The following is a 22,400-nucleotide window of genomic DNA, read 5'->3' as shown; positions in this document are numbered from 1 at the left end:
ATAAAATGCTGAAATTCATTGATTTATTTGCCGGTTTAGGCGGATTTCACGTCGGGCTAGAGCGGCTTGGCATGAAGTGCGTCTTCGCTTCCGAATTGAATAAAGACCTTCGGGCGCTTTATCAAGAAAATTACGGCTTGGAAGAAAAGTATGTGCGCGGGGATATTAATCATGTCAGTAATGAGGAGATTCCTAGCCATGACTTTCTCTGTGCCGGCTTTCCTTGTCAGCCATTCTCCAAAGCTGGCTCCCAGGAGGGGCTAAACGACAAAGTGCGCGGAAACCTATTCTATGAGATTCTGCGCATCGTCAAGCATCACAAGCCTACTTATCTACTTCTCGAGAACGTCGCCAACCTACTCAAGCACGATAGCCAGAATACCTGGCGCGTCATCAAGGCCGAGCTAAAGGCTGCTGGATACGAAGTCGACCACAAGATTCTCTCGCCGCATCAGTTTGGGGTGCCACAGCTTAGGCAGCGAATGTTTATTGTTGCGGTACGGGAGGACAAATGGGGGCTCAGTTGCTTTAATTGGCCACAGCCCGAGAGCCACGAAAACATGTCGGTGCGAACCGTTCTGGACGAGGGTCCTCGCCAAGCCAATTGGCGTGACTTTACGGACCGTGAGGCTGAAGCAGTAGCTGTATGGCAAGAGTTTCTGGATTGCCTGCCGCCAGATGCTCCCTTGCCTTCATTTCCAATTTGGGCCACCGAGTACAAGGCGAATTACCCTTACGTCGAAAAGGTGCCGAAGATGCTCACCAAGAAGCAGCTAGCTGAGTACCGGGGCTCCTTCGGCAAGCGTCTAAAGAAGCTAAAAGGCTCGAAGCGGCTGAAGCGCATTCCTACTTACGCCCAGCCAGATGAGCTATTTCCGCCCTGGAAGCAGCAGTTTATCCGTGATAACCGCGCATTCTTTAAGAAGTATGAGAAGGAGCTAAAGCCGGTGATGAAGAAGATACGCAAGCTCCCTTTTAGCTGGCAGAAGTTTGAGTGGAACTGCAAGGGCTCCGTGCGCCAGCTCGACCAGCTAATCCTGCAGTTTCGCCCCTCTGGCATTCGCGTCAAGCGGCCAAATTACTTTCCCGCCCTTGTCTCTTCTACTCGAACTCAGGTGCCCGTAATTGGCTGGCTGGGCCGCTACATTACCGCCTCCGAGGGAGCACGGCTGCAGTCCCTGGGCAGTATCAAGCTACCTGAGAATAATACCGCTGCTTTCCGAGCGCTAGGCAATGCTGTAAATGCCGAGGTAGTGAAGCGCATTGCTGAGCGCCTAATCGACCACTCATCGCCAACTCAAATAGCAGAGCCTGCCCCAAAACCAAAGCGCAAAAAGCTATACCCTGCCTTAGTTCAGGGTAGCTTAGCGCTAGCTACCCTATAGAGAATTCCCCTACATGAGTGAGAAGATTAATATCCGCCCTGACGTGGGCGTATTGGCCGTACTGCGTCACCTCAACTACAGCCCTTGGTATGCGTTGGCGGAGTACGTAGATAACTCTATCGACAGCTATATAAAAAACAAGGCTGCGCTAATTGCGGCAGACGGGCCGGCGTACAAGTTGCGCGTCGATATCACGATTGACTCTGCGCAGAAAATTATTACCATTCTCGACAACGCCGCCGGCATCAGCGCAGGTGACCTGAACCGGGCGCTGCAGGTCGCTGCACCTCCTCCCGACCGCAAAGGATTATCGGAGTTTGGTATGGGCATGAAGGCTGCGAGCTGCTGGTTTTCTCCTATGTGGGGCATCAAGACCAAAGCATTAGGTGAGACGGTCAGTCGCCTTATCAAGTTCGACGTGGATAGCATAGTCAGCAACCACATCCAAGAGCTTGATGTCACCCTGATTCCAGACACGCCATCCAGCGAGCACTTCACCGGTATTAAGCTAGCGCAGGTGTTCGACCCGCCCTACAAAAGGACAACAGGCAAGATTAAAAGCCACCTAGCCAGCATCTATCGTGCTTTTATCCAGGCTGGCGAGTTGGTACTCACCGTCAACGGCGAGCAGCTAGGCTACGCAGTTCCCGATGTGCTGGAGGCTGCCATCTACAGCGACCCTAGCGGCCCTTCTATTCGCTGGCTGCAAGAAGTCTCGTTTGAGTGCGCTGGCGGCCGCACAGTCCGCGGCTTCGCTGCCATACGCGAAACAGGTTCCACCGCTGAAGCCGGCTTTTCGCTATTTCGGCGCGGACGGGTCATTGTGGGCAGCTACGAAGAGGTGTACCGGCCCGAGGCATTGTTTGGCCGCGGCAATAGCTACCGCTCACAGCGTCTGTTTGGGGAGTTCCATCTAGAAGGCTTCGGAGTGAGCCACACCAAAGACGGGTTTCAGTGGGAGGGCTGTGAGGAGGAGTTTTTATCGCTGCTTGAAAAAGCGCTGTCAAATCCTGCTAAGCCATTACTTAGGCAAGCCGAGAATTACCGCAAGAACCCACCTAAAACCAATGGTAGCAGCAAGCCTGAGCCTCCGAGCATCGTCTCCCCTGGTGGCAGCCCTACCGCTGGCCTAGGAGCAGGCATCAATGGTAATGGGACAGTTCCGCCTGCGAAACCCCAGCCAGCCGCTGGGCTTGGCACAGGCAATCTTGGTGCTAAAGCTGCTACAGGCTCCTTGTTTCCGACTCTAGCGCCTGTTAAGCAGCATAGACTAAAGCACAACGGCACCCATTGGCAGGTACATGTAGAGCTAAGCTCCAGCTATGCGCACAGCGAGTGGCTAGAGATGGGTGACCACCTCATCCCCAAAGCGGCAAAGTCTATTCCTGGCGAGCGCAATCTTGGTGTTCGCATTGCTTTGACGCACCCATTTTTCAAAAAGCTGGCTGCTCATACCACGGAAGAGATGCTGGTAGAGCTAGCTGCTGGCCTTGCCATTGCTCGCACCATTGCTGCCGAGGGCGGCGCTACCAAAACCGGGCTGCTCCTCGACTTCTTGGGTGAAGTATTAGCTCAGCCTAGTTTATAAACCATTCCACACCATTCAAATATGGAGCCCACTCCTACCGTATCTACCCCACCCACCTGGCTCGTTAAGCATGGCCAGCAGACTGCCCGCCTAAAAAGCCACCTACGCCTGCCTGCCGAGGCCGCCGATAAGCTCATTGCGGAGACAAGCCAGATAATGGGCCTTTGCGGCAACCCTGCCGACGATGCTAGCGCAGAGACTGGCCTTGCTCTTGGCTTTGTGCAGAGCGGCAAAACCATGTCTTTCACGTCGCTGATAGCCCTCGCGCGTGACAATGACTATCAGCTTGTCATCGTGGTGGCCGGGACTACGAGTGTACTGGTGGCGCAATCTATAAAGCGCCTGACCCAAGACTTACAGTTAGCCGGAGCCAACTCAAGGGAGTGGCGCATCATCCCCAACCCTACTGTCTCTAATGGGCTAGACGGCATTCGGGCCACGCTCAACGACTATCGAAATACGAAGCTTCCGCGTGCGATGCAGCGAACCGCTATTATCGTAGTCATGAAGAACAAGAAGCGGCTCGAAAGCCTGACGCAGGTAATGGGTCAGCTAGCCGCTGAGTTGCGCGGAGTTCCGACCCTTATAGTTGACGACGAAGCCGACCAGGCCGGCATGAATACCGAGGCCCGACCCAACCGCCGCCGCGTCGCCAATGGGCAGGCCAAAAAGCAAAGCCCTGTGTACGCACAGTTGCTGAAGCTCAAAGACTCGCTACCTCATCACACGTTTGTGCAGTACACAGCTACACCACAAGCGCCCTTGTTCATCGAGCGGCAGGATGACCTGTCACCTAATTTCATCAAGCTGCTCACTCCCGGCACCGGCTATACCGGCGGTGAGCGCTTCTTCGCTTCAGATATCACTGACAAGCTGGTCCGGCCAATTCCTACTGGCGAAGTGTATGGCAACGACCACCAGTTTTCCGAGCCTCCGGCCTCGCTGCTGGAGGCCATGCGTATATTCTTCTTGGGCGTAGCCGAGCGATATGCAACAAACTCTAGCGAAGATAACCGCTCGATGATGCTGCATCCCTCGCAACTCACTGGCATTCATCAGGTGTACTACAACTGGGTTATAAACATTAAAGCCTCCTGGGAAAGGCTGCTTAACAAGCCTGAAACCGACCCCGACCGACTAGAGTTGGAAGAGGATTTCCGCGCCGCGCATAGCCAGCTTACCAACGTAGCGCCCTTCGATGAGCACCTGGATATGCTGCAATATGCTATCCAGTCCACCCAAGTTCGCTTGCTAAATGCCGCTCCCGGCTCCGCTCCGCAGATTGATTGGGTCAACCACTACTCCTTTATCCTCGTGGGGGGCCAGGCTATGGACCGAGGCTTTACCGTCGAAGGCTTGACTGTAACTTATATGCCCCGCGGCCTCGGCACCGGCACCGCCGATACCATTCAGCAGCGCGCCCGCTTCTTCGGTTACAAAGAAAAGTTCTTGAACCTTTGCCGAGTCTACCTAACCCGCGACGTTCGCGGGGCTTTTGCCGACTATGTGCAGCACGAGATTGACCTGCGTAACCGCCTTGGTCCCTTCGACGCTGGGCACCCGCTCAACGACTTTCAGCGCTGTGTTGTGCTGCCTTCGTCGCTCACCCAGCTCACGCGCCCAGCCGTACTCAGCGACGACACCGAGCGCTACCACTTCGGTGGCGGCTGGATTACTACCCGAGCCGTCGTCGGCAATGACACTGAATATCAATCCAACAAATCTGCTATCAAGCAGTTGACCGGCAACAAAGCATTTACTTGGCAGACTGATGAGGGTAGTGCAGAGCGCACGCCGGAGCAGATACATTCGGTAGCTGAGGTTCCGCTTGCAGCCATCGTTGAGTTGCTACGCAGCTACAGCTACCTCTCCACCGACGATGCCAGCGCATTCGCAATGCTCGCCAATAGCCTCGAGACATTCAGCATAACCAACCAAGGAGCTACTGGGATGGTCTACCGGATGTCACCGAGTCGTGAGCGCACGCGTAGCGCAGTTAACGGCAAGGTTCGGCAGCTTTTCCAGGGCCGCAACCCGAAAAAGGGGGCTGGTAAGCTCACTTATCCCGGCGACGCCGAGATTAAGAGCGAGGAGCATTTCAGCCTACAGATTCACACGCTGAAGGTAAAAGTCGAAGGCGCTGCTGACCAGCACTCTTTTGCCCTAGGCGTATGGGTGCCCGCCAGCGCTGGCGTAGAGATGGTACGTCTAGCAAGCGAGTAGGGAAGATGCCTACTTCATTCTCTCAATTCGCTTCCGAGCAGCTAGCGCAAGAGCAGCCCTATACCCGGGCTGAGCTACGGCAACTGTTAGGAATACGCGACACCACAATTGACACCGGTATTTGTCGCCCCAGCGGCTACAGTTCTGTATTGCTGTTTGTCACCGCCCAGCAGCCGGGCGGTGGCAAGCCCGCAACTCAGCTGCTCGATGATGATACGCTGCAATGGGTCGGCCAGGCCGCCGGCCGTACCGACCAGCTAGTCATCACGCACGAGCTGCGCGGGCTGGAGCTACTGGTTTTCTACCGCGAGAATGCCACTCAATACCCTGGCGCAGGATTTCGCTATTTAGGTCGCTTCGAGTATCAGCAGCACAGCGGCTCTCACCCTGCGCTATTCTTGCTCACTCGCAGCGGCAGCATGCCCAGCTTGGACCAGATACAGGCCGAGCAAGACAAGCGCGCGGCTTTCAATCCAGACACCGTGCGCGACGGGCGCGAATGGGTGCTAGCCAGCATTGTGCGCCGCCGCGGCCAAGCCGCCTTTCGAAATAGCCTCATCCAGGCCTATGGCGGTACGTGCCCAGTGACTGGCTGCCAAGTAGAGCCAATCTTGGAGGCGGCCCATATCATTCCCTACCTGGGCCCTACCACCCACCACGTCCAAAACGGCTTGCTGCTGCGCGCTGACATTCATACGCTCTTCGATTTACAGCTGCTGGCAGTTGACCCAGAAAGCTTAGCCGTGGTCATTTCGCCAACGCTGACCGCATCAGAGTACGCCCCGCTCGCTGGCCGCGCCCTAGCATTGCCTGCCGACCCAAAGCAGCACCCCAGCCGCGATGCACTGCGGGCCCACCGCATTCGTTGTCCGTTCTAGCCCCGCTTCATGTACACATCCCTCGACCTCATTCCCCAGCAGGTCTACACCCGTCAAGACCTGCGTGAGAAGTTCAACATCATCGACAAAACGATGGACACAGGGGTCTTCAAGCCCCGCGGCACTCGCTCTGTTTGGCTCTTTGTGACGGAAGAGAAAGGCCAAGACCAAACGCAGTACAAGGACCGCCTAGATGGTGACACGCTTCACTGGCAAGGCCAGATGAGCGGCCGCACGGATAAGCTTATTTTAACCCACCAGGATGAAGGAAATGAGCTAATAGTGTTTTACCGCCTCAACAAGGCAGAACATCCTGGTGCCGGATTCCGCTATCTAGGCCGCTTTCTATACCAAAGCCACCACGCTAGCCACCCAACCTCGTTTGTGCTGGCAGCGGAGAAAGAGGTGTGATATTCTTGCAGTTCCATCCCACCTGCTAAAAAGCTCTGTTGGCCATTCGCAGTCAGGCTTACTTAGTGCTTATGATTTATTTTAATCTACTTAAGTATGTGCATTCACCATTCCTGGGGGAGCAAGTGAATGTGGGTATTCTGCTTTGCTTCCCTGAACAGGGGCGGCTGGAATTTCGATACCCGGCAAACTTCAGTCGCCTGCGCTACTTGTATCAGTCGTTTTCCGAACACCAGCTACTCAGTTACCTCACCAGCTTCAGCCAGCGTGTAGCCGGCGCCAATACCGAGCTTGTTGCTCCCCTCACGCCTGAACAGTATACTTTCTTCATTACTCGGGAACTAGTGCCTGTCGATGCCACAGTACTGCGATTCGGAGACCTTACCAAAGCCATATCAGCAGCCGACAACGACCCGCAATCAGTAGCCGACGAGTACTATGAAATTTACTTTGCCGAAACCCAGCCTGCGCCTCGTCCTCGAATGCTTCGGAACAGCTAGAACTGTGTGTTGCTGAATTTTGCAACAAGCTGTTGCAAAATCATTGATACCACCATTTGTAAGGCACTGGGCCGCCCGTACGGATGGAGGACTGGTAGAAATTTAGCATCCCTTGTGGCAAGTTTAAACCGCTATCCAAACACAAGCTATGGTTGCCGGCCAGATTGAAAGCCCCTTCGCCGACGGGTATGCGCTTCTTCACCAGGAACCAGCAACCGAGGAGTACCGTGGCAAGGAATACTCCTTCACTTACCACCACTACGTTTGCCAAATCACCAGCCAGAGCTTCACAACCGACGAAGCAGATGACATAAACGTCAGTCAGTTATACGGTCAGCACCTACACTGAGAAAAGGCCGGCCCCTCACAAGGAGGAGCCGGCCTTGCCAGTCATTATAGAGCAGATGCTAACCCAGGGATTCCGGTGCTTGCGTATCCACAGGCGCGGCATCCTTCTCCGGAGCGATAATCTTCGCAGTCTGCGCCGGCGCCAAAATCGGCGTACCTGCCACCAGTTCCCCGAACAGCGGGTTAGCTGGCAGTTCCTGCCCACCGTTGCCGTCTGGTATTTGATTGAAGATAACCAATTCCTCGCCCGGTGTACTCTGCGCTAGGTGGTCTACCAGCACTTCCTGCCCGCTGTTGGCATGCAGCGCTTGAGTCAGCAGCGTGTAGGTGCTCACGTCCACGTTGTAGAGTTGGTTGAGTTCGTTCATTTGCGTGGCTGCGTCTTCGGCCGCCCCGATGGCGTCGGCCAGGAGCTGCGTGTAGCGCCGCGCCTTTTGGTCGGCCTTGGCACGTAAACGAATAGCGCGCTTCATGCGCCGCTTGAATTGGGTTTGATAGGCCGTAAGTGCCATAATGTGTTGAATGAAGAAGTGAAAGAAAAATGGCCAGCCGCTACCGACCGGCCATCTTTTCGGGTTTGCTTAGGCCTAGGCCACGTACTCAATGGCCAGCGGGTTCGTGCTGTTGTTATTGAGGGCATAGAACTTGCCGTTAATCTGCTGGTAGAAGTTGATGCCAACCACACCCACCACCAGATTAGCCGCAGACGGAGCCGCCGGGAAAGTGGCCACCACCGACTGGTTGACCAAGGCCGCGCTGTTGATGGGCAGAATGCCCAGCGGAGCCGCTACCACGGCGTTGGTGAAGGTCAGCGTCTCCATGTCCAGGTCCGAAGCGGCAAACACTACCTCGAAGTGCGTAGCGCCCTGCGGCGCGGCAATGTCCGAGGCCGGATTCAGCGCCGGAATGCTCATGGTCACATCAGCACCCGCACCCGTCACCTCGTAAGGGAAGTACATGGTCTGGCCGATGCCAGCTCCCGCGTTGAAGTTGAAGCCCAGCAGCGGAGCCGAGTTGCTGGCATCGAACACCCGCAGGCCGCGGTCATTCGTGTCGTCGAGCCCAATGACCTCGCGCATCACCTTCGTCAGGCGCGAGGCCAACAGGCTGTCACTGGCCGAAGCAATGGCCACGCGCAGCGAGTCACGGAGTAGCTTGCTGTATTTAGCGGCCAGGCCAAATTCAGCCGCGTTTTCGCGGGTACGTGCCCGGCTCGGAGCGTTGGCGAAGGCCGCTTTGTCGCCTTGCGGCTTTTGGGAGATGTTCCCGTTTTTGCTGAACACCAGGCCCCCTACGGTGCCCTGGATGCCAATAATGCCCGTTTGACGTGCCATAGTGGTAAGTTGTTAGAAGTTGAAAATTCGTTTGTGTCGTAGCTGCTTGCGCTTATGCGACGTTGCTACCAGGTGCAGCCCACCTCGTAGCGCCGCTTGTTTTTGTAATTGAGCTTGCGCCATTGGCGCGGCATGAGCACGCCCACCGCCCCGCACTTCCAGAGCCCGCGCCGGGCGGCCACCGCCGAGACCTGCTGCGCGGCCCGGCCCGCTACCCGCCGCTTTGGGTCGAAGGCCCACGCCCAGCCGCGCACCACCAGCAGCGAGTCCAGTGCCAGGGCAGGCTTGCCTGCCACCGGCAGCCGCATCGTGGCCAGAGCCCTTCCGTAGAGGTCCACGCCCCGCCGGGTCACCAGCACGGGCCGCTTAGGTCCGAGAAGCAGCGCCACCGAGTCCGCCGCCTGGTGCCCATAGGGCTGGTCTGGCTCCGGCGCATCCACCCCCAGCAGCCGCACCCGGTACGTCACGCCACCGGCCAGCACGTCGTACGTATCGGCGTCCACCACCCGCACCACCCGACCCGCTTCTTCCGTCGGAGCGGCGCTGGCATGACCAACTGGGGCAAAGCTTTTCACGGCTGCTTCGCCCAGTCCGAAACCTGTCGCAACCACTAGCAACCACCCACTGAAATACAGCGCTTTATCTTTCATGGCACGAACCTACAAGCGGCTTTTGACCGTTGTATATTCGTCCGTCCCAATTGCCCCAAGCTGCCCTAAGATGCCCCAGGTTTGCCTTTACCCCAAAGACGTTGCCCAGCTCACCGGCACCGGCTATGACGCCGGCAAGCGCCTGCTGCAGCGCATCCGCACCAAGCTGCGCAAGCCCGCCCGCGCCTACGTTTCCGTCGCCGAGTTCTGCGCCTACACCAGCCTCCCCGAGGCCGAAGTAGCCGCCGCCCTCCACCGGGGCTGAAGGCAGGACGGAGGCAGTCTGAAGGCACCTTGCAGCCACAGTTGCAATACAGCGTCGGTGCTACTTGTAAGTCTACTCATAAGCAGCATTTACAAGTAGACTTACAAGTACAAGTAGTCAATGCCCGTTACCGCACCGTGCGGTTCCGTGTCACCTGGTCCCTTTCTGCATACAACTTGTTCTCGCAGAACAGCACAAAGGGTTTGGCCCCGGTGCTACTGCGTCGGCTCCTTGTCGTACCACTCGCCCAGAATGGCCTGCCAGGCCTCAAGTATGGCCGGCGCCAGCAGCCGGGCTTTGTCCTTGGCGTAGCGGTCCGTTACGTCTTCCTCGGCATGCCCGAGCACCAACTTGGACAGCGCCTTATTGCCGCCGCTGACTTGTTTGAGCAGCGTACCAGCCGTATGCCGCGCCGTGTGCGTGCCGATGACCTGATGAATCGGCCGCCAGTTGTGTATCACTTTCCCGCCCGAAATCAGCCGGTCATCCCATTCCCGCGTCAGTCCCGCCTGTTGTGCCACTTCCTTAATGCACTCACCGCGCTGCTGCCAGGTGCGGGCCGGAAACTGCCAGTTCCACCGTTCGCCAATCTTTACAGCTATAGGCGGCAGCGGCACGGCCGCGTCATTGCCCGTCTTGCCCTGCGCATGCAACAGCGCCGGCACTGAACTGCCATCGGCCAGAGGCAGGGATATCCGCTCACGCTTGTCGAACTTCTCCAGGTCCTCGTACCGCCGCCCGCTGAACAGCTGAAACAGCCACCGGTCCCGCTCTTCCGCCAGATGCTCTTCCGTAGGCCGCCACCGGATAAGCCGCCGCACCTCCTCAATCTCTAGGTCCAGCTGCGGCGCGTTCTTGGCCGAATACTGGAGCCAGGGCATATCCGCCTTCAGGTTCATCTGCTCAAAGCACTTGCGCAGGCCCGTGAAATGCACCTTGATGGTCGCGTCCGATTTCTGCAAATCCAGCAAGTGCTGCTGGTACTCCTTGGCCACCTTCTGCGTCACCTGGTCCGGGCGCAGGTCGGGCTGCCAGCTTTCCATCATCGTAGCCAGTTGGTCGTACTTGCGTAGCGAGTCTTTGCCCAGATTACGGTTCTGCTCCTTCCATTCCTCCAGTACCTGCCGGAATGTGCGGCTATCCTCCGGCTTCTGCGACACCGGCACCGGTGCCACCGTCTTAACCCTGGCTTTCGGAAACAGCTCGGCCAGCAGCGCCGCCTTTTCTACTTTCTGAAATGGGGCAGCGTCGAACAGCCGGGTGAAAGCTCCCAGTATGTCCCGCTCCCAGTCACTCAGTCGGCCATTTATGGCCACGAAGTCGTCGTGGCCGCGTAACACCCGGCCCAGGTCAGCACTCCACAGCACTTCGGCCTGTCCATTTTTGTCCAGCCGCTGCGGTAGCACCCGCTCTCCGGTATACTCCTGGATTTCCTGCCCGTGCCAGCGCGCCGTGAGCCGTAGCGGGCAGTATCCCCGCTTGTCTGCCTCCGCCAAGCGTGGGTGCAGGCGTACACTGATTTTCCGTTTGAATAGCTGCGACTGGCTCATTGGGCTAGGAGAATAACAGGCGTCGCCCTGGCTTTCGCCTCAGTTTCCGCCCTGGTTTGCTCCCGAAGATAGCCGGATACGACCGGACATCCAAAAGTATTCTTCCCAAAAAGCTGCCCTGAATGCCTCAAAAAGGCATAAACGCAAAAATGCCCGCCGGTTATCGGCGGGCATTTTAGGCTTTAGCGCTCCCTCCTGGGCTCGAACCAGGGACCCTCTGATTAACAGTCAGATGCTCTAACCGGCTGAGCTAAGGAAGCTTTTTTCTAGCCGAAACACCGGTTGTTGTTGTTTCGGAGTGCAAATCTACAACGAGCGTTTGAAGTTACACAAACTTGGCGCGTGTTTTTTTCAAAAAATCTGTCCGATTTCAGTTCGTAATGCTGAGCAGATTGCCTTGTACGCTGACACTGTATTGCTTAAGTGGCAGCGGCGCTGGACCGCCCGTCACCTGACCTTTGAGGTCAAATTGCGAGGTGCAACACGAATCGCGCATAAACAACCTGGAATTGCGGTCGAGCGACACCGTCGCGCAGGCATCGTAGGGCTGATAAGGGCAATTGCGCTCGAAGGCCAGGAAGATGCCCGCGCTCTGGCGCACCACAATCACCCCCTTTACGCCGCCGTTGCCAGCTGGGCCTCTGGCCGGTATGCTAACAGCTCCGTTATCGAACCGTAGCGGTGCGTATTCCTGCGCGGCTGTACTGATGCTAATGTTGACTGGCGCGTAGGGAATCTGGGGCTGAGCGTCGCTTTTGCTGCCGCAGGCAACCAGCAGGCCACTCAATGCCAGTCCTACTCCCATCCGCCAAACCCACGAACTGACACACGATGAATGCATGGCTCAACTGCTTAGTAAGTGTAAAAGCCCCGGCCGGTTTTGCGGCCGTAATGGCCGGCATCGACTTTCTGCTGCTGAATGCGGCTGGGCCGAAACTTGCCCTCCTGATGAAATGAGGCAAACATGGCGCTGGTCACCGAGAAGTTGGTATCCACGCCAATCAGGTCCATTAACCGGAAGGGCCCCATTTTAAATCCGCTGGCCTCCAGCAATTCGTCCACTACTTCAAATGTGGCCACGTTTTCCTCCACCACTTTCAGGCTTTCCACGTAGTAGTGCCGGGCCACGCGGTTCACAATGAAGCCCGGTGCATCGGCGGCGCGCACCGGGGTTTTGCCGAGGCGACTAGCCAGTGCCTCCACAGCATCGGCCACTTCCGGAGCCGTCGCTACGCCGCTAATCACTTCTACCAAGGGCATAAGCGGCGCGGGGTTAAAGAAGTGCATGCCCACCACCCGTTCGGGGTTCGGCACGGGCGCCGCCAACTGCGTGATAGGTAGCGACGAAGTATTGGAAGCCAGAATCGTACCTGGGCCGTTTATATCGGCCAGGTCCTGAAAAAGCTTATGTTTCACGTCGAGCCGCTCTACCACGGCCTCGATGATGCAGTCGGCGCGCACAGCAGCCAGCTCGGTGGTGAGGGTAAGACGGGCCAGCGCGGCTTCACGGGCCTCGGCCGTCAGCTTGTTTTTCTCTACCAGTTTGCCCAGGCCGGCGGCAATGGCAGCCTGGGCTTTCTCGAGTGCCGTCGAGCTCAGGTCGAACAGGACCGTGGGCAGGCCGTGCTGCACGCCGAGTTGGGCAATGCCCAAGCCCATTGTGCCGGCTCCAACAACGGCTAAGGTTTTAATCTCATTCATGGCACGAAGGTAAACGGCCCGCTCCGGCCGGTAGTATCCGGAAGAAGCGGGCCGTTAGCATGGGCGTGTTATCGCCGCTTATTTCTTGAACAACGAATTAACGAACGTGTGACGGTCGAAGAGCTGCAAGTCGGTCATCTTCTCCCCTACCCCAATGTAGCGCACCGGAATGCTGAACTGGTCCGAAATGCCAATCACCACGCCGCCGCGAGCCGTGCCGTCGAGCTTGGTGATGGCCAAGGCTGTGACTTCGGTGGCTTTGGTGAACTCCTTGGCTTGCAGGAAGGCATTCTGGCCGGTACTGCCATCGAGCACCAGCAACACCTCGTGCGGCGCGTCGGGAATCATCTTCTGCATCACGCGCTTGATTTTGCTCAGCTCGTTCATCAGGTTCACTTTGTTGTGCAGGCGGCCAGCGGTGTCGATGATGATGACGTCAGCACCCATTTCCACGCCTTTTTGCACGGCATCGAAGGCCACGGCAGCCGGGTCGGTGTTCATGCCGTGGCTGACCACGGGCACGCCCACGCGCTGCCCCCAGATGATGAGCTGGTCGACGGCCGCCGCCCGGAAGGTATCGGCCGCACCCAGCACCACCTTTTTGCCAGCCGAGTGGAAGCGGTGCGCCAGCTTGCCAATGGTGGTGGTTTTGCCCACGCCGTTCACGCCCACTACCATGATAACGAAAGGCTGGCCGCTGCTGCCCGCGTTGTCGAGCACGGCGGTGGAGCCGGATTTATTGTCCTCCAGCAGGCCCACGATTTCCTCGCGCAGGATGCGGTCGAGCTCGCCGGTGCTCACGTACTTGTCGCGCGCCACGCGGGCTTCAATCCGGTCGATGACCTTCACCGTGGTTTCAATGCCCACGTCGGCGTGCACCAGCATGGTTTCCAGGTCGTCGAGCACCGATTCGTCCACGGTGCTTTTGCCCACCACGGCCTTGCTTAGCTGCTCGAAGAAGTTGGTTTTGGTCTTTTCCAGGCCGGCATCAAGCGAAGCTTGCTGGGCAGGAGTTTCCTTGTCCTTTTTAAAAAAATCGAAGAGGCCCATTGGGGATTTTCTGTCATGCTGAGCTTGCGAAGCATCTTATCACGTTCGCAGGACTCGGATTAAAAGGGGGCGCTGACGAAAGCGGCCGTGATAAGGTGCTTCCTTCGTCAGCATGACAGGTGGTATTACACGCAAAAAGTCCCACGAAGGTGGGACTTTTTAAACTTTTACGAAGCCGAAGCGGCCAGCAACTATTTGTTGCCGGTAGCCAGGTACTCCTGAACCTTGTCGAGCAGCACCATTTCCTCGCGGAAGGTGTAAGCACCGGTTTTCTCCGATTTAACGGCACGAATTACTTTCGCCCAGTTCTTGGCGTTCTCAACGGTTTTCAGCGTTGCTACTACTTTCTTAGCCATTGTTCAGGTTATTTAATTTCCTTGTGAACAGTCATTTTCCGCATAATCGGGTTGAACTTCTTCAACTCGATGCGCTCAGGGGTGTTCTTGCGGTTTTTGGTAGTGATGTAGCGCGAGGTGCCCGGCAGGCCCGAGGTTTTATGCTCGGTGCACTCCATGATAACCTGCACCCGGTTTCCTTTCTTGGCCATCTCGACGGGGGTGTATGTGTTTTAAAATTTAGGACTGCAAAGGTACGGGGATTTTTGGAAACGACCAAGCAACCTTACGCAACTTTCAGTCGGCGAAGCAGAACGGGGGTAAACGTGTGCCAAACAACGTCATGCAGCGCGCAGCGAAGCATCTTGCCCGCCACAAATCAATCGAATGAATTACTTACTGCAGGCAAGATGCTTCCCTGCGCGCTACACGACATTCAGTAAAATACTGCATCCGGCCGCCAGTTACTTCAACTCCGGCAGCTTAAAACCTTCCAGCGCGCTGGGTTCGGCCATTATCTTTTCAATATCGGCCACCGTGCGCGGGGCTTCAGCCGATAGATTCTCGTAGCCGGTGGCAGTAATCAGCGCATCATCCTCAATGCGCACGCCGATGTTCCACCACTTGGGGTCGCAGGGCGAGCCGGCGGGGATGTAGATGCCGGGCTCGACGGTGATGACGTTGCCGGCTTGCAGCGGGCCGTAGTTACCGCGGTCGTGCACATCGAGGCCCAGGTAGTGGCTGGCGCCGTGCGGGTAGTACTTGCGGAAATCGTCCTTCTTTTTGATGATGCCCAGCTTTTGCAGGCCGGCGGCGACTACTTGCTGAGTGGCTTTGTTGGGGGCATCGAAAGGTGCGCCGGGGCGGCAGGCGGCAAAACCAGCTTCCTGGGCGGCCAGCACCAACTCGTAAATCTGGCGCTGGGCGGGGCTGAAAGTGCCGGACGGCGGTGCAGTACGCGTCACGTCGGCGGAGTAGCCGTGGTATTCGGCTCCGCAATCCATCAGCACGAGGTCGTTGTCGAGGCGCTGGCGGTCGTTGGTTTCGTAGTGCAGGATGCAGCCGTTGGCCCCGCCGCCCACGATGCTGGGGTAGCCCTGGAACTCGGCGCCGTAGCGGCGGTACACGTACTCGTGCAGGCCCTGCACCTCCATTTCGCCCATATCGGGGCGCATCAGCTTCATCACCTCGCGCTGGCCCTGGGCGCTGATGCGAACAGCCCGGCGCAGCAACGCCAGCTCATCAGGGGTTTTGATGGCGCGCAGGTCGCCGAGCTTTTCGCCTAACGTAGCGTCATCGAAGCGGCCGGGCGGGTTGGTGGTGATGGCAGCTTGCCGGGCCGCGTCGGTGGGGGCCGCTAAATAAGCGGCGATTAAAGGCGACTTAGCGAGACTTGGATTTTCCTTGACCTGGCCATTGATGTATTCGGTCATTCGCTTGGCATCCCGGCTGCCATAACGACGGATAATGCTTTCAACTTCGGAATGCGTGGGGTCATATCCGGAGAGCAAGTTGGTTTGCTGCCGAAACGCAGCCACCAAGTTGTGCAGGTCGGCCGGGTTGCGGGAGTCGTCGCGGGTGTCGGTGGGCAGGTTGTCGAACAGAATTTTGTCGAAATCGGCCCACTTAATGCCCGAGGTGGCAAAGTCGGTATCGTCGGCGGTGTATTGCAGGGCCAGTTGAGTCTTGGCGCCCACGGCTCCCAGGCGGCGGCCAGTCCATTGCTCGCGGGCAGGGTTGCGGGGCTGGGTAAACAACGTTTCCGTCATGCCCGGCTGACCACCCACGGTACGCGGCTCCGCAAAGAGCAGCAGCACGGCATCGGGCTCCTCGTAGCCGGTGAGGTAATAAAAATCGGGGTTCTGGTGGTAAACGAAGTCGACGTCGTTGGCGCGGTTGCGCACCGGCGCGGCAAACACCACGGCTACGCTGTGCGGCGGCAGTTTCGCCCGCAGCAGCTCACGGCGCTGCTTGTGGAAGGCAGGGGAGAGGAAATCGGCAGGCCGGGCCGGAGCGGGATAGTCCACCATAGGCTCCGGTATGGAAGTAGTTGCCTGGGCTGCGGCAGGCAGGGCGGCCAGACTTAGGCAGCTGCCCAGTAGCAAATGTACCGCCTGCCGCGCTGGCAGGCCCAAAACCGAACGGGCGAATAGTGACAACCGCATACCAAACAACTCACAGAATGACTACCTCAAAGCAAGATAGCCGCCAACAGACAAAGCCAGCGCCGCGCCGGTTGCCTGAGAGACAACCGGCGCGGCGCTGGCTTTCGAGTAAACGAGCAGTGAGTGTTCAGCAGTCAGAAAGCTTGCGCAATTCTTAACACCTGTTACTCAGCACTCAATACTGAAAATCTAGTAAACGATAAAGCCCTGCTCCTTGGCCTTCTTCAGGACGGCCATAATGCCGTTCTTGTTGATGGTGCGGATGGTGGAGGTAGCGACTTTCAGGGTCACCCAAGCGTCCTGCTCGGGGATGTAAAAGCGCTTTTTCTGCAGGTTCGGATAGAACTTGCGCTTGGTCTTGTTGTTAGCGTGCGAAACGTTGTTACCAACGCGGGTACGCTTGCCGGTCAAATCACAAACACGGGCCATGATATCGGAGGGTTAAATTTTATACAAAGCAGGGAAACGGGCCGCAAATATCGGCAAAAGTCTGGCATTCACCAAACACCCCGCGCTATTTCCGGTCAGATGCGCCCCCAGCGGCTGATTTGGGCCGAAATTTCCAGGGGCAGTGGCGGCAACCGCTCTGACAGCAGCTGCCCCGGCGAAGGTGGTACTGCTCGGTGAAGACGAGATAGCCCTCGGGCGTGTAGTAGAAGTCGCCGGGCTGAAGCGGTTGCGGTTTGGGCAGAGGCATGGGGAATCAAAGGTAAGCCCGCGGGTGTTAAACCAGGTCCAGGCCGTATATTGCTCCTGAAACATCCTATCTATTCTATGAAAACGCCAAGCCTCTTCGTATTGCCCCTACTGGTCTTCCTGCTCATGGGGAACGTGAAACCGGCCGCCGCACAGGTTGTTGCACCCGTGGTCATCACGGCGGCGACGGCCCCAGCGGGCGTGCGGCCAGCCCTGGCCCGCGACGCAACTGCCTTGGCCGACCCAATGCGAGAGGCGCTCCGCACACTTCCCTTGGCAAAAAAGAGGTTTCTGGCCGGTTTGCCCGACGGCGACCAATTTTTACTGTCGGTACGGGTGGCAGCTTCGGATACCAGCTTCCGGCATGCTTCGGTGCGGGTGCTGGGCTGGCGTGGCAACACGGTGCAGGCGCTACTACTCCCCGAAGCGGCGAATCCGGCTATACTCGCCGAACCCATGCCGGTGAGTTTTCCCGAAACTGCCGTGGTGGACTGGACGCTGCTGCGGGCCAGTGGCCGCGAAGAAGGCAATTACGTGGGTCGCTACACCGATACAGCCCGGCAGGTAGAAGGCATGCGGCTGCGATAATACTGGCTGGTGCGGGTTATTTTGCGCCATGCACTACCAGGAATTTGTGCCGTCGCCGGCATTGGCCGACATTGTTTTGCGCTATTGGCGCTTCGAGGTGAGTGCTGCGATTACCGAACCGGTACCGCACACGGCACTGCCCGACGGATGCGTCTCATTGATTGTCTTCCGCCCTAATCCACTGGCGCCCGTTATGGCTTTGTGGGCGGGGCCGCGCACCACCCACTTTCGGCAGATAATGGCCCCGGGCAGTGCGTTTGCGGGCATCCGGTTTGTGCCGGGCGCGGCGCGGGCACTTTTTGGCCTGGGTATGACTGGATTGAAGAATGCGGCGCGGCCAGCCCAGCCCGAGCTGGAACGGTACCCGTTGCTGGCGGAAATCGTTCAGCAGCTGGCACTGGTTCCGCTCAATTCGGCGGTTATTGATTCGCTTTTAGAATCAGCTGGGCCGGGCGTGCCGGACGAGTTGGTTCAGCCCTTGGTGCAACGCATTCTCGACAGGCAGGGCCAGGTGGATATTGGAGAACTGACGCGACAGGCCAGCCGGAGCGAGCGGCAGATACAAAAGCGTTTTAAGCAAGCTACTGGGCTTACGATGAAAGAACTGGCGCGTAGCCGCCGCCTACGCGCGACCGTGGTGCAGTTGCTGCTAGCTGACGGCGACTACTTCGGTACGCTGGAAGCGGCTGGCTATTTCGACCAGGCTCACTTTGGCCACGAGTTTGGCGATAGTGCCGGCACATCGATGCGCGAATTCCGCAACTACGTGCAGCGCATCCAGCATACCGATGTGAAAGCTTGAGGTGTTGAATGCAAAACGACGGATTTTTACAAGTGGCAAGCATAGCTAGCAGGTAATATTGCGGTCGAATTTTACCCTTTATTCTGCACGCATGCCTACGCTTCGTTTTTGTTTGTTGATGAGTTTTGGGCTGCTGGCCCGCACGGCTAACGCCCAGCCGGCCACCCCCGCGGCCACGCCGAAAGTGCAGCCGTTTCTGTTTTTGGAAGGCGACTGGCAGGGCGCCGGCTGGATACAGCTAGGGCCGAACCAGCGCAGCGAGTTCAACCAGACCGAAACCGTGCGGCGCAAGCTTGGTGGCAACCTGCTCACCATTGAAGGGCTCGGGCTGGACAAGGCCAACGCGCAGCGCACCATCCACAACGCCTTTGCCACGGTGGCTTTTGATGCGGCCAGCAACACGTTCCGTATGCGCGCCTACCGGGCCGACGGGGCCTATACCGACGCGCTGGCTACGCCGGGAACCGACGGCCACAGCTTCGTGTGGGGCTTCGACTATCCGGGGATGGGCAAGGTGCGCTTCACCATTGGCCTCGATGCCCAAGGCCAGTGGCACGAGGTGGGCGAGTTCTCGCGCGACGGCACGCAGTGGATGAAGAATTTCGAGATGACCCTGCACCGCGTAGGCGCGGCCAAGCCCTAAGCGGGAGCCGGGCCGGGGCTTTTGCGTAATTTCGGGCCTCACCAATTCCTGCCCCATGTCCGCCACCGCTTCCTCCCCCACCGCCACGTCTGCCCGCGCCGCCGAGCTCATGCAGCTCGAAGACCAGTACGGCGCCCACAACTACCACCCGCTGCCCGTGGTGCTGAACCGCGGCGAAGGCGTGCACCTGTGGGACGTGGATGGCAAGCAGTATTTCGACTTTCTGTCGGCCTACTCAGCCGTGAACCAGGGGCACTGCCACCCGCGCATTATTGAGGCCCTCACGAAGCAGGCGCAGCAGCTCACGCTCACGTCGCGGGCGTTTTTCAACGACCAGTTGGGCGCGGCCGAGAAGCAGCTCTGCGAGCTGTTCGGCTACGACAAAGCCCTGATGATGAATTCCGGGGCCGAGGCCGTAGAAACGGCTCTGAAACTGGCCCGCAAGTGGGGCTACCAGGAGAAGGGCATTGCCCCGAACATGGCCCAGATTGTGGTGGCTGAGCACAATTTCCACGGGCGCACCACGGGCATCATTTCCTTTAGCACCGACGGCGACAGCACGGGTGGCTTCGGGCCCTACATGCCCGGCTACCGGGTGGTGCCCTACAACGACATCGAGGCACTGGAGGAAGCCCTGCGCGACCCGCACGTGTGCGGCTTCATGGTCGAGCCCATCCAGGGCGAGGCGGGCGTGATGGTGCCCGCCGTGGGCTACCTGGCGCAGGCTGCCGCGGTGTGCAAGCAGCACAACGTCTTGTTCATCACCGATGAAATTCAGACCGGGCTGGGCCGCACCGGCAAGCTGCTGGCCTGCGACCACGAAGCCACCCGCGGCGACATCCTCATTCTGGGCAAAGCCCTGAGCGGGGGCGTGCTGCCGGTATCGGCGGTGCTGGCCGATGACGAAATCATGCTCACCATTCAGCCCGGGCAGCACGGCTCCACGTTTGGCGGCAACCCGCTGGCCTGCGCCGTGATGCGCGCCGCGCTGGACGTACTCATCGACGAAAAGCTGGCGGAGAACGCCGCCCGGTTGGGTGAGATTTTCCGCGAGCGGATGCGTCAGGTGCAGGCCCAGCGCCCCGAAGTAGTGGAGCTGGTGCGTGGCAAAGGCCTGCTGAATGCCGTGGTGATTGTGCCCGCTGCCGACGGCCGCACCGCCTGGGACGTGTGCGTGACCCTAATGGAGCGCGGCGTACTGGCCAAGCCCACGCACGGCGACATCATCCGCTTTGCCCCGCCGCTGGTGATTACCGAGGAGCAGCTGCACGCGGCCTGCGATATAATTGCGGAGGTAATTCTGGCCTTCTAAGCGCAGAGTTTCGCAAAGTTTTCGAAATTTAAGTTTCGCTATGTTTTATTCGTTGGGCAACTGCCTTTGCGAGACTTAATTTTTAAAACTTTGCGAAACTCTGCGCTATCGTACTGGGAACATCAGTCCTTCTTCGGCCCGACCGAAGTGGCCATTATTGGCGCCGGACTGGTGGGACTGACGGCAGCGTTGTACCTGAAGCAGCTACGGCCCACCTGGCGCGTGGTAGTGCTGGAGCGCGGCGCACTGCCCAGTGGGGCCAGCACCAAGAATGCTGGCTTTGCCTGCTTCGGCTCGATTTCGGAACTGATTGAGCAGGAGAAACGCGGCGACTTACTCGCGGTGGTAGCGGCGCGTTGGGCCGGGCTGGCCCGCCTGCGCGAGCTGGTAGGCGATGCCACGCTGGATTATCAACCGGTGGGCGGCTACGAGCTGTTTCGGCACGAAGAAGCAACGCTGGCGGCCGAGTGCCGCGATAAAATCGACTACTTCAATGCGCTGCTGGCACCAGTGATAAGCCAGGTTCGCACCTTCCGAGACGTAAGCAGTGAGGCCGGGCGCTACGGTTTCGGCGGAGTGGGCACGCTGCTCCAAAATGAGCACGAAGGCAGCCTAGATACCGGCCGCATGATGCGCGCTCTGCTGGCCCGCGCCTGGGCCGCCGACGTGCCCGTGCTCACCAACTGCGCTGTGGAATCTATCGAAACCTCAGCCAATGGCCACCGGCTGCGGCTAGCTAATGGCGCAGTCGTAGAAGCGGGGCAGGTACTGCTGGCCACCAACGCCTTCGCCACCGAGCTGCTGCCGGAGCTGGCCGTAACGCCCGGCCGCGGCCAGGTGCTGGTGACGGAACCGCTGCCCGAGGTGCATCTGACTGGCACCTTTCATTACGACCACGGCTACGCCTATTTCCGGCAGCTGCCCGACCACCGTATTCTGCTCGGCGGCGGCCGCAACCTAGATTTTGGAGCAGAAGAAACAACGGAAGCAGGCCTAACCGCGCCGGTGCAGGCATACCTTGAAACGCTGTTGCGGGAGGTAGTTGTGCCCGGCCATCAGCCGCGCATCGACTACCGCTGGAGTGGGGTGATGGGCTTTGGGCCGGCACTGGCTCCGATTATCGACTGGGTGCGGCCGGGTGTGCTGGCCGCCGTGCGCTGCAATGGCATGGGCGTGGCGCTGGGGGCCGGCACCGGCTGGCAGGCGGCCATGAAACTGGCAGTTGGGTAGCGGAAACCAGTCAATCTTCGTACAGCCCAACGCCGACCTTATTTCCGCGCTTCTTCCTTATGCCTTCTATTACACGTCTTCGTTTGCTCCACTTCCGTTTGCTGGCGGTGCTGATGGTTTTTGCCGGCTTGGCCAGTGGCTGCCAGAGCAGCCGGCCCAGTTTCTCGTTCCAGCCAATAGTGCTGCGGGCCACTGCGCCAGCCTCCCCGACGATGGCAGGCCGGGCTGCAACAGTCGAAATGCCGGCTGCTCCACTGGCCGCTACAACAACGTTGGCACCTGCGGCGCCGGTTGCCGAAGTTGTTGGTATGCCGCTTCCTGCCGGACCAGCCGCAAAATCGCAGGTTCCGGCTGCAGCGCGGCAGCAGTTCGCGCAACCGCAACTCCTTGCGGCGGCGACGGCTCAAACAGCTACCACTCCTCCTGCCAAAGTCCGCGCCTCGTTATTCCGCCAGCGGCCTTTACTGCACCGGGCGCACGCACCAGCTAGCCAAGGGTTGGGGCTGACGGTGCTGGGGATACTGGGCATGGTGGTGCTGGTGGTAGCCTTGGTAGGATTGGCCATTAGCGGCGGCGGTGTGGGCTGGATTATCACGGCGGCCATTGCGGCGGGCGTGGTGCTGCTGGCCTACCTCGACCCGGGCGGACATTAATTGACTGGCCCGGCCGAACTTTGCGGCGCTTAGCTGCTTATTTCAGCGGCCCATTCATTTTCTACTTCGTGCCGGCTGGGTCAGAGCCGGTTT

General features: G+C 58.6%; 25 protein-coding genes and 1 tRNA gene. 13 read left to right on the top strand and 13 right to left on the bottom strand.

Features of this window, described 5'->3' with window-relative positions; all coding sequences use genetic code 11:
- Positions 1-5 precede the first annotated feature (5 nt).
- The 6 genes from ABD837_RS04965 to ABD837_RS04940 all read left to right on the top strand — a co-directional run bounded on the left by ABD837_RS04965 (position 6) and on the right by ABD837_RS04940 (position 6,985).
- Complete coding sequence (locus ABD837_RS04965; protein ID WP_345051027.1) at positions 6-1,385, top strand: DNA cytosine methyltransferase; 1,380 nt, start codon at positions 6-8, stop codon at positions 1,383-1,385.
- A gap of 13 nt (positions 1,386-1,398) precedes the next feature.
- The gene (locus ABD837_RS04960) at positions 1,399-2,973 is read left to right on the top strand and encodes an ATP-binding protein (RefSeq protein WP_345051024.1); all 1,575 of its coding nucleotides are present in this window, start codon (positions 1,399-1,401) and stop codon (positions 2,971-2,973) included.
- 21 nt (positions 2,974-2,994) lie between these two features.
- Entirely contained in the window at positions 2,995-5,196 is a 2,202-nt protein-coding gene (locus ABD837_RS04955) for a Z1 domain-containing protein (protein WP_345051022.1), read from the top strand.
- 149 nt (positions 5,197-5,345) lie between these two features.
- Positions 5,346-6,074, top strand: a complete 729-nt coding sequence (locus ABD837_RS04950) for an HNH endonuclease (RefSeq protein WP_345051020.1) — start codon at positions 5,346-5,348, stop codon at positions 6,072-6,074.
- Positions 6,075-6,083: 9 nt separating this feature from the next.
- Positions 6,084-6,485, top strand: a complete 402-nt coding sequence (locus tag ABD837_RS04945; protein WP_345051018.1) for a DUF3427 domain-containing protein — start codon at positions 6,084-6,086, stop codon at positions 6,483-6,485.
- A 71-nt stretch (positions 6,486-6,556) separates the two neighbouring features.
- Positions 6,557-6,985 carry a DUF3037 domain-containing protein gene (locus ABD837_RS04940; RefSeq protein WP_345051015.1) on the top strand — a complete coding sequence of 143 codons (429 nt, stop codon included), beginning with the start codon at positions 6,557-6,559 and terminating at the stop codon, positions 6,983-6,985.
- A gap of 407 nt (positions 6,986-7,392) precedes the next feature.
- On the opposite strand, the gene ABD837_RS04935 is transcribed toward ABD837_RS04940, so the two are convergent.
- The 3 genes from ABD837_RS04935 to ABD837_RS04925 form a co-directional block, all read right to left on the bottom strand.
- On the bottom strand, positions 7,393-7,845 hold the full coding sequence (locus tag ABD837_RS04935; RefSeq protein WP_345051013.1) for a hypothetical protein: 453 nt from the start codon (positions 7,843-7,845) through the stop codon (positions 7,393-7,395).
- A gap of 75 nt (positions 7,846-7,920) precedes the next feature.
- Positions 7,921-8,667: a hypothetical protein gene (locus ABD837_RS04930; protein WP_345051010.1), complete on the bottom strand. Its 747-nt coding sequence runs from the start codon at positions 8,665-8,667 to the stop codon at positions 7,921-7,923.
- 65 nt (positions 8,668-8,732) lie between these two features.
- Positions 8,733-9,317, bottom strand: coding sequence for a thermonuclease family protein (locus tag ABD837_RS04925; protein ID WP_345051008.1), 585 nt, complete (start codon positions 9,315-9,317; stop codon positions 8,733-8,735).
- Positions 9,318-9,387: 70 nt separating this feature from the next.
- On the opposite strand from ABD837_RS04925, the gene ABD837_RS04920 reads away from it, so the two are divergent.
- Positions 9,388-9,582: a hypothetical protein gene (locus ABD837_RS04920; protein ID WP_345051005.1), complete on the top strand. Its 195-nt coding sequence runs from the start codon at positions 9,388-9,390 to the stop codon at positions 9,580-9,582.
- A gap of 215 nt (positions 9,583-9,797) precedes the next feature.
- Here ABD837_RS04920 and ABD837_RS04915 read toward each other — a convergent pair whose 3' ends face one another.
- From ABD837_RS04915 to ABD837_RS04870, 10 genes are all read right to left on the bottom strand, one after another.
- On the bottom strand, positions 9,798-11,132 hold the full coding sequence (locus tag ABD837_RS04915; protein WP_345051003.1) for a phage integrase SAM-like domain-containing protein: 1,335 nt from the start codon (positions 11,130-11,132) through the stop codon (positions 9,798-9,800).
- A 186-nt stretch (positions 11,133-11,318) separates the two neighbouring features.
- A tRNA-Asn gene (locus tag ABD837_RS04910) sits at positions 11,319-11,392 on the bottom strand.
- A 110-nt stretch (positions 11,393-11,502) separates the two neighbouring features.
- Complete coding sequence (locus ABD837_RS04905) at positions 11,503-11,937, bottom strand: hypothetical protein (RefSeq protein WP_345051000.1); 435 nt, start codon at positions 11,935-11,937, stop codon at positions 11,503-11,505.
- A 47-nt stretch (positions 11,938-11,984) separates the two neighbouring features.
- The gene (locus ABD837_RS04900; protein ID WP_345050998.1) at positions 11,985-12,833 is read right to left on the bottom strand and encodes a 3-hydroxyacyl-CoA dehydrogenase NAD-binding domain-containing protein; all 849 of its coding nucleotides are present in this window, start codon (positions 12,831-12,833) and stop codon (positions 11,985-11,987) included.
- A gap of 78 nt (positions 12,834-12,911) precedes the next feature.
- Positions 12,912-13,883: a signal recognition particle-docking protein FtsY gene (gene ftsY, locus ABD837_RS04895; RefSeq protein ID WP_345050995.1), complete on the bottom strand. Its 972-nt coding sequence runs from the start codon at positions 13,881-13,883 to the stop codon at positions 12,912-12,914.
- A gap of 191 nt (positions 13,884-14,074) precedes the next feature.
- Positions 14,075-14,239: a DUF4295 domain-containing protein gene (locus ABD837_RS04890; protein ID WP_210514038.1), complete on the bottom strand. Its 165-nt coding sequence runs from the start codon at positions 14,237-14,239 to the stop codon at positions 14,075-14,077.
- An 8-nt stretch (positions 14,240-14,247) separates the two neighbouring features.
- On the bottom strand, positions 14,248-14,430 hold the full coding sequence (gene rpmG, locus ABD837_RS04885; RefSeq protein WP_168674975.1) for a 50S ribosomal protein L33: 183 nt from the start codon (positions 14,428-14,430) through the stop codon (positions 14,248-14,250).
- Between the two features lie 252 nt (positions 14,431-14,682).
- A complete protein-coding gene (locus ABD837_RS04880) occupies positions 14,683-16,248 on the bottom strand; it encodes an aminopeptidase P family protein (RefSeq protein ID WP_345050991.1) in 1,566 nt (521 codons plus the stop codon).
- Between the two features lie 324 nt (positions 16,249-16,572).
- Entirely contained in the window at positions 16,573-16,812 is a 240-nt protein-coding gene (rpmB, locus tag ABD837_RS04875; protein WP_088462723.1) for a 50S ribosomal protein L28, read from the bottom strand.
- 85 nt (positions 16,813-16,897) lie between these two features.
- Positions 16,898-17,080 carry a C1orf53 family protein gene (locus ABD837_RS04870; RefSeq protein WP_345050985.1) on the bottom strand — a complete coding sequence of 61 codons (183 nt, stop codon included), beginning with the start codon at positions 17,078-17,080 and terminating at the stop codon, positions 16,898-16,900.
- A gap of 77 nt (positions 17,081-17,157) precedes the next feature.
- Between ABD837_RS04870 and ABD837_RS04865 the strand changes: the two genes are divergently transcribed.
- From ABD837_RS04865 to ABD837_RS04840, 6 genes are all read left to right on the top strand, one after another.
- Complete coding sequence (locus tag ABD837_RS04865; RefSeq protein ID WP_345050981.1) at positions 17,158-17,667, top strand: hypothetical protein; 510 nt, start codon at positions 17,158-17,160, stop codon at positions 17,665-17,667.
- A gap of 28 nt (positions 17,668-17,695) precedes the next feature.
- On the top strand, positions 17,696-18,469 hold the full coding sequence (locus ABD837_RS04860) for a DUF6597 domain-containing transcriptional factor (protein WP_345050976.1): 774 nt from the start codon (positions 17,696-17,698) through the stop codon (positions 18,467-18,469).
- 91 nt (positions 18,470-18,560) lie between these two features.
- Entirely contained in the window at positions 18,561-19,112 is a 552-nt protein-coding gene (locus tag ABD837_RS04855; protein ID WP_345050972.1) for a hypothetical protein, read from the top strand.
- A gap of 55 nt (positions 19,113-19,167) precedes the next feature.
- Complete coding sequence (rocD, locus tag ABD837_RS04850; RefSeq protein WP_345050970.1) at positions 19,168-20,424, top strand: ornithine--oxo-acid transaminase; 1,257 nt, start codon at positions 19,168-19,170, stop codon at positions 20,422-20,424.
- Between the two features lie 90 nt (positions 20,425-20,514).
- Positions 20,515-21,654, top strand: coding sequence for an NAD(P)/FAD-dependent oxidoreductase (locus ABD837_RS04845; RefSeq protein ID WP_345050968.1), 1,140 nt, complete (start codon positions 20,515-20,517; stop codon positions 21,652-21,654).
- 83 nt (positions 21,655-21,737) lie between these two features.
- Entirely contained in the window at positions 21,738-22,307 is a 570-nt protein-coding gene (locus tag ABD837_RS04840) for a hypothetical protein (protein WP_345050966.1), read from the top strand.
- Positions 22,308-22,400 lie beyond the last annotated feature (93 nt).

The organism is Hymenobacter glaciei, from assembly GCF_039539585.1.
Taxonomy (GTDB): domain Bacteria; phylum Bacteroidota; class Bacteroidia; order Cytophagales; family Hymenobacteraceae; genus Hymenobacter; species Hymenobacter glaciei.
This window is presented reverse-complemented; position numbering and strand designations above follow the sequence as displayed.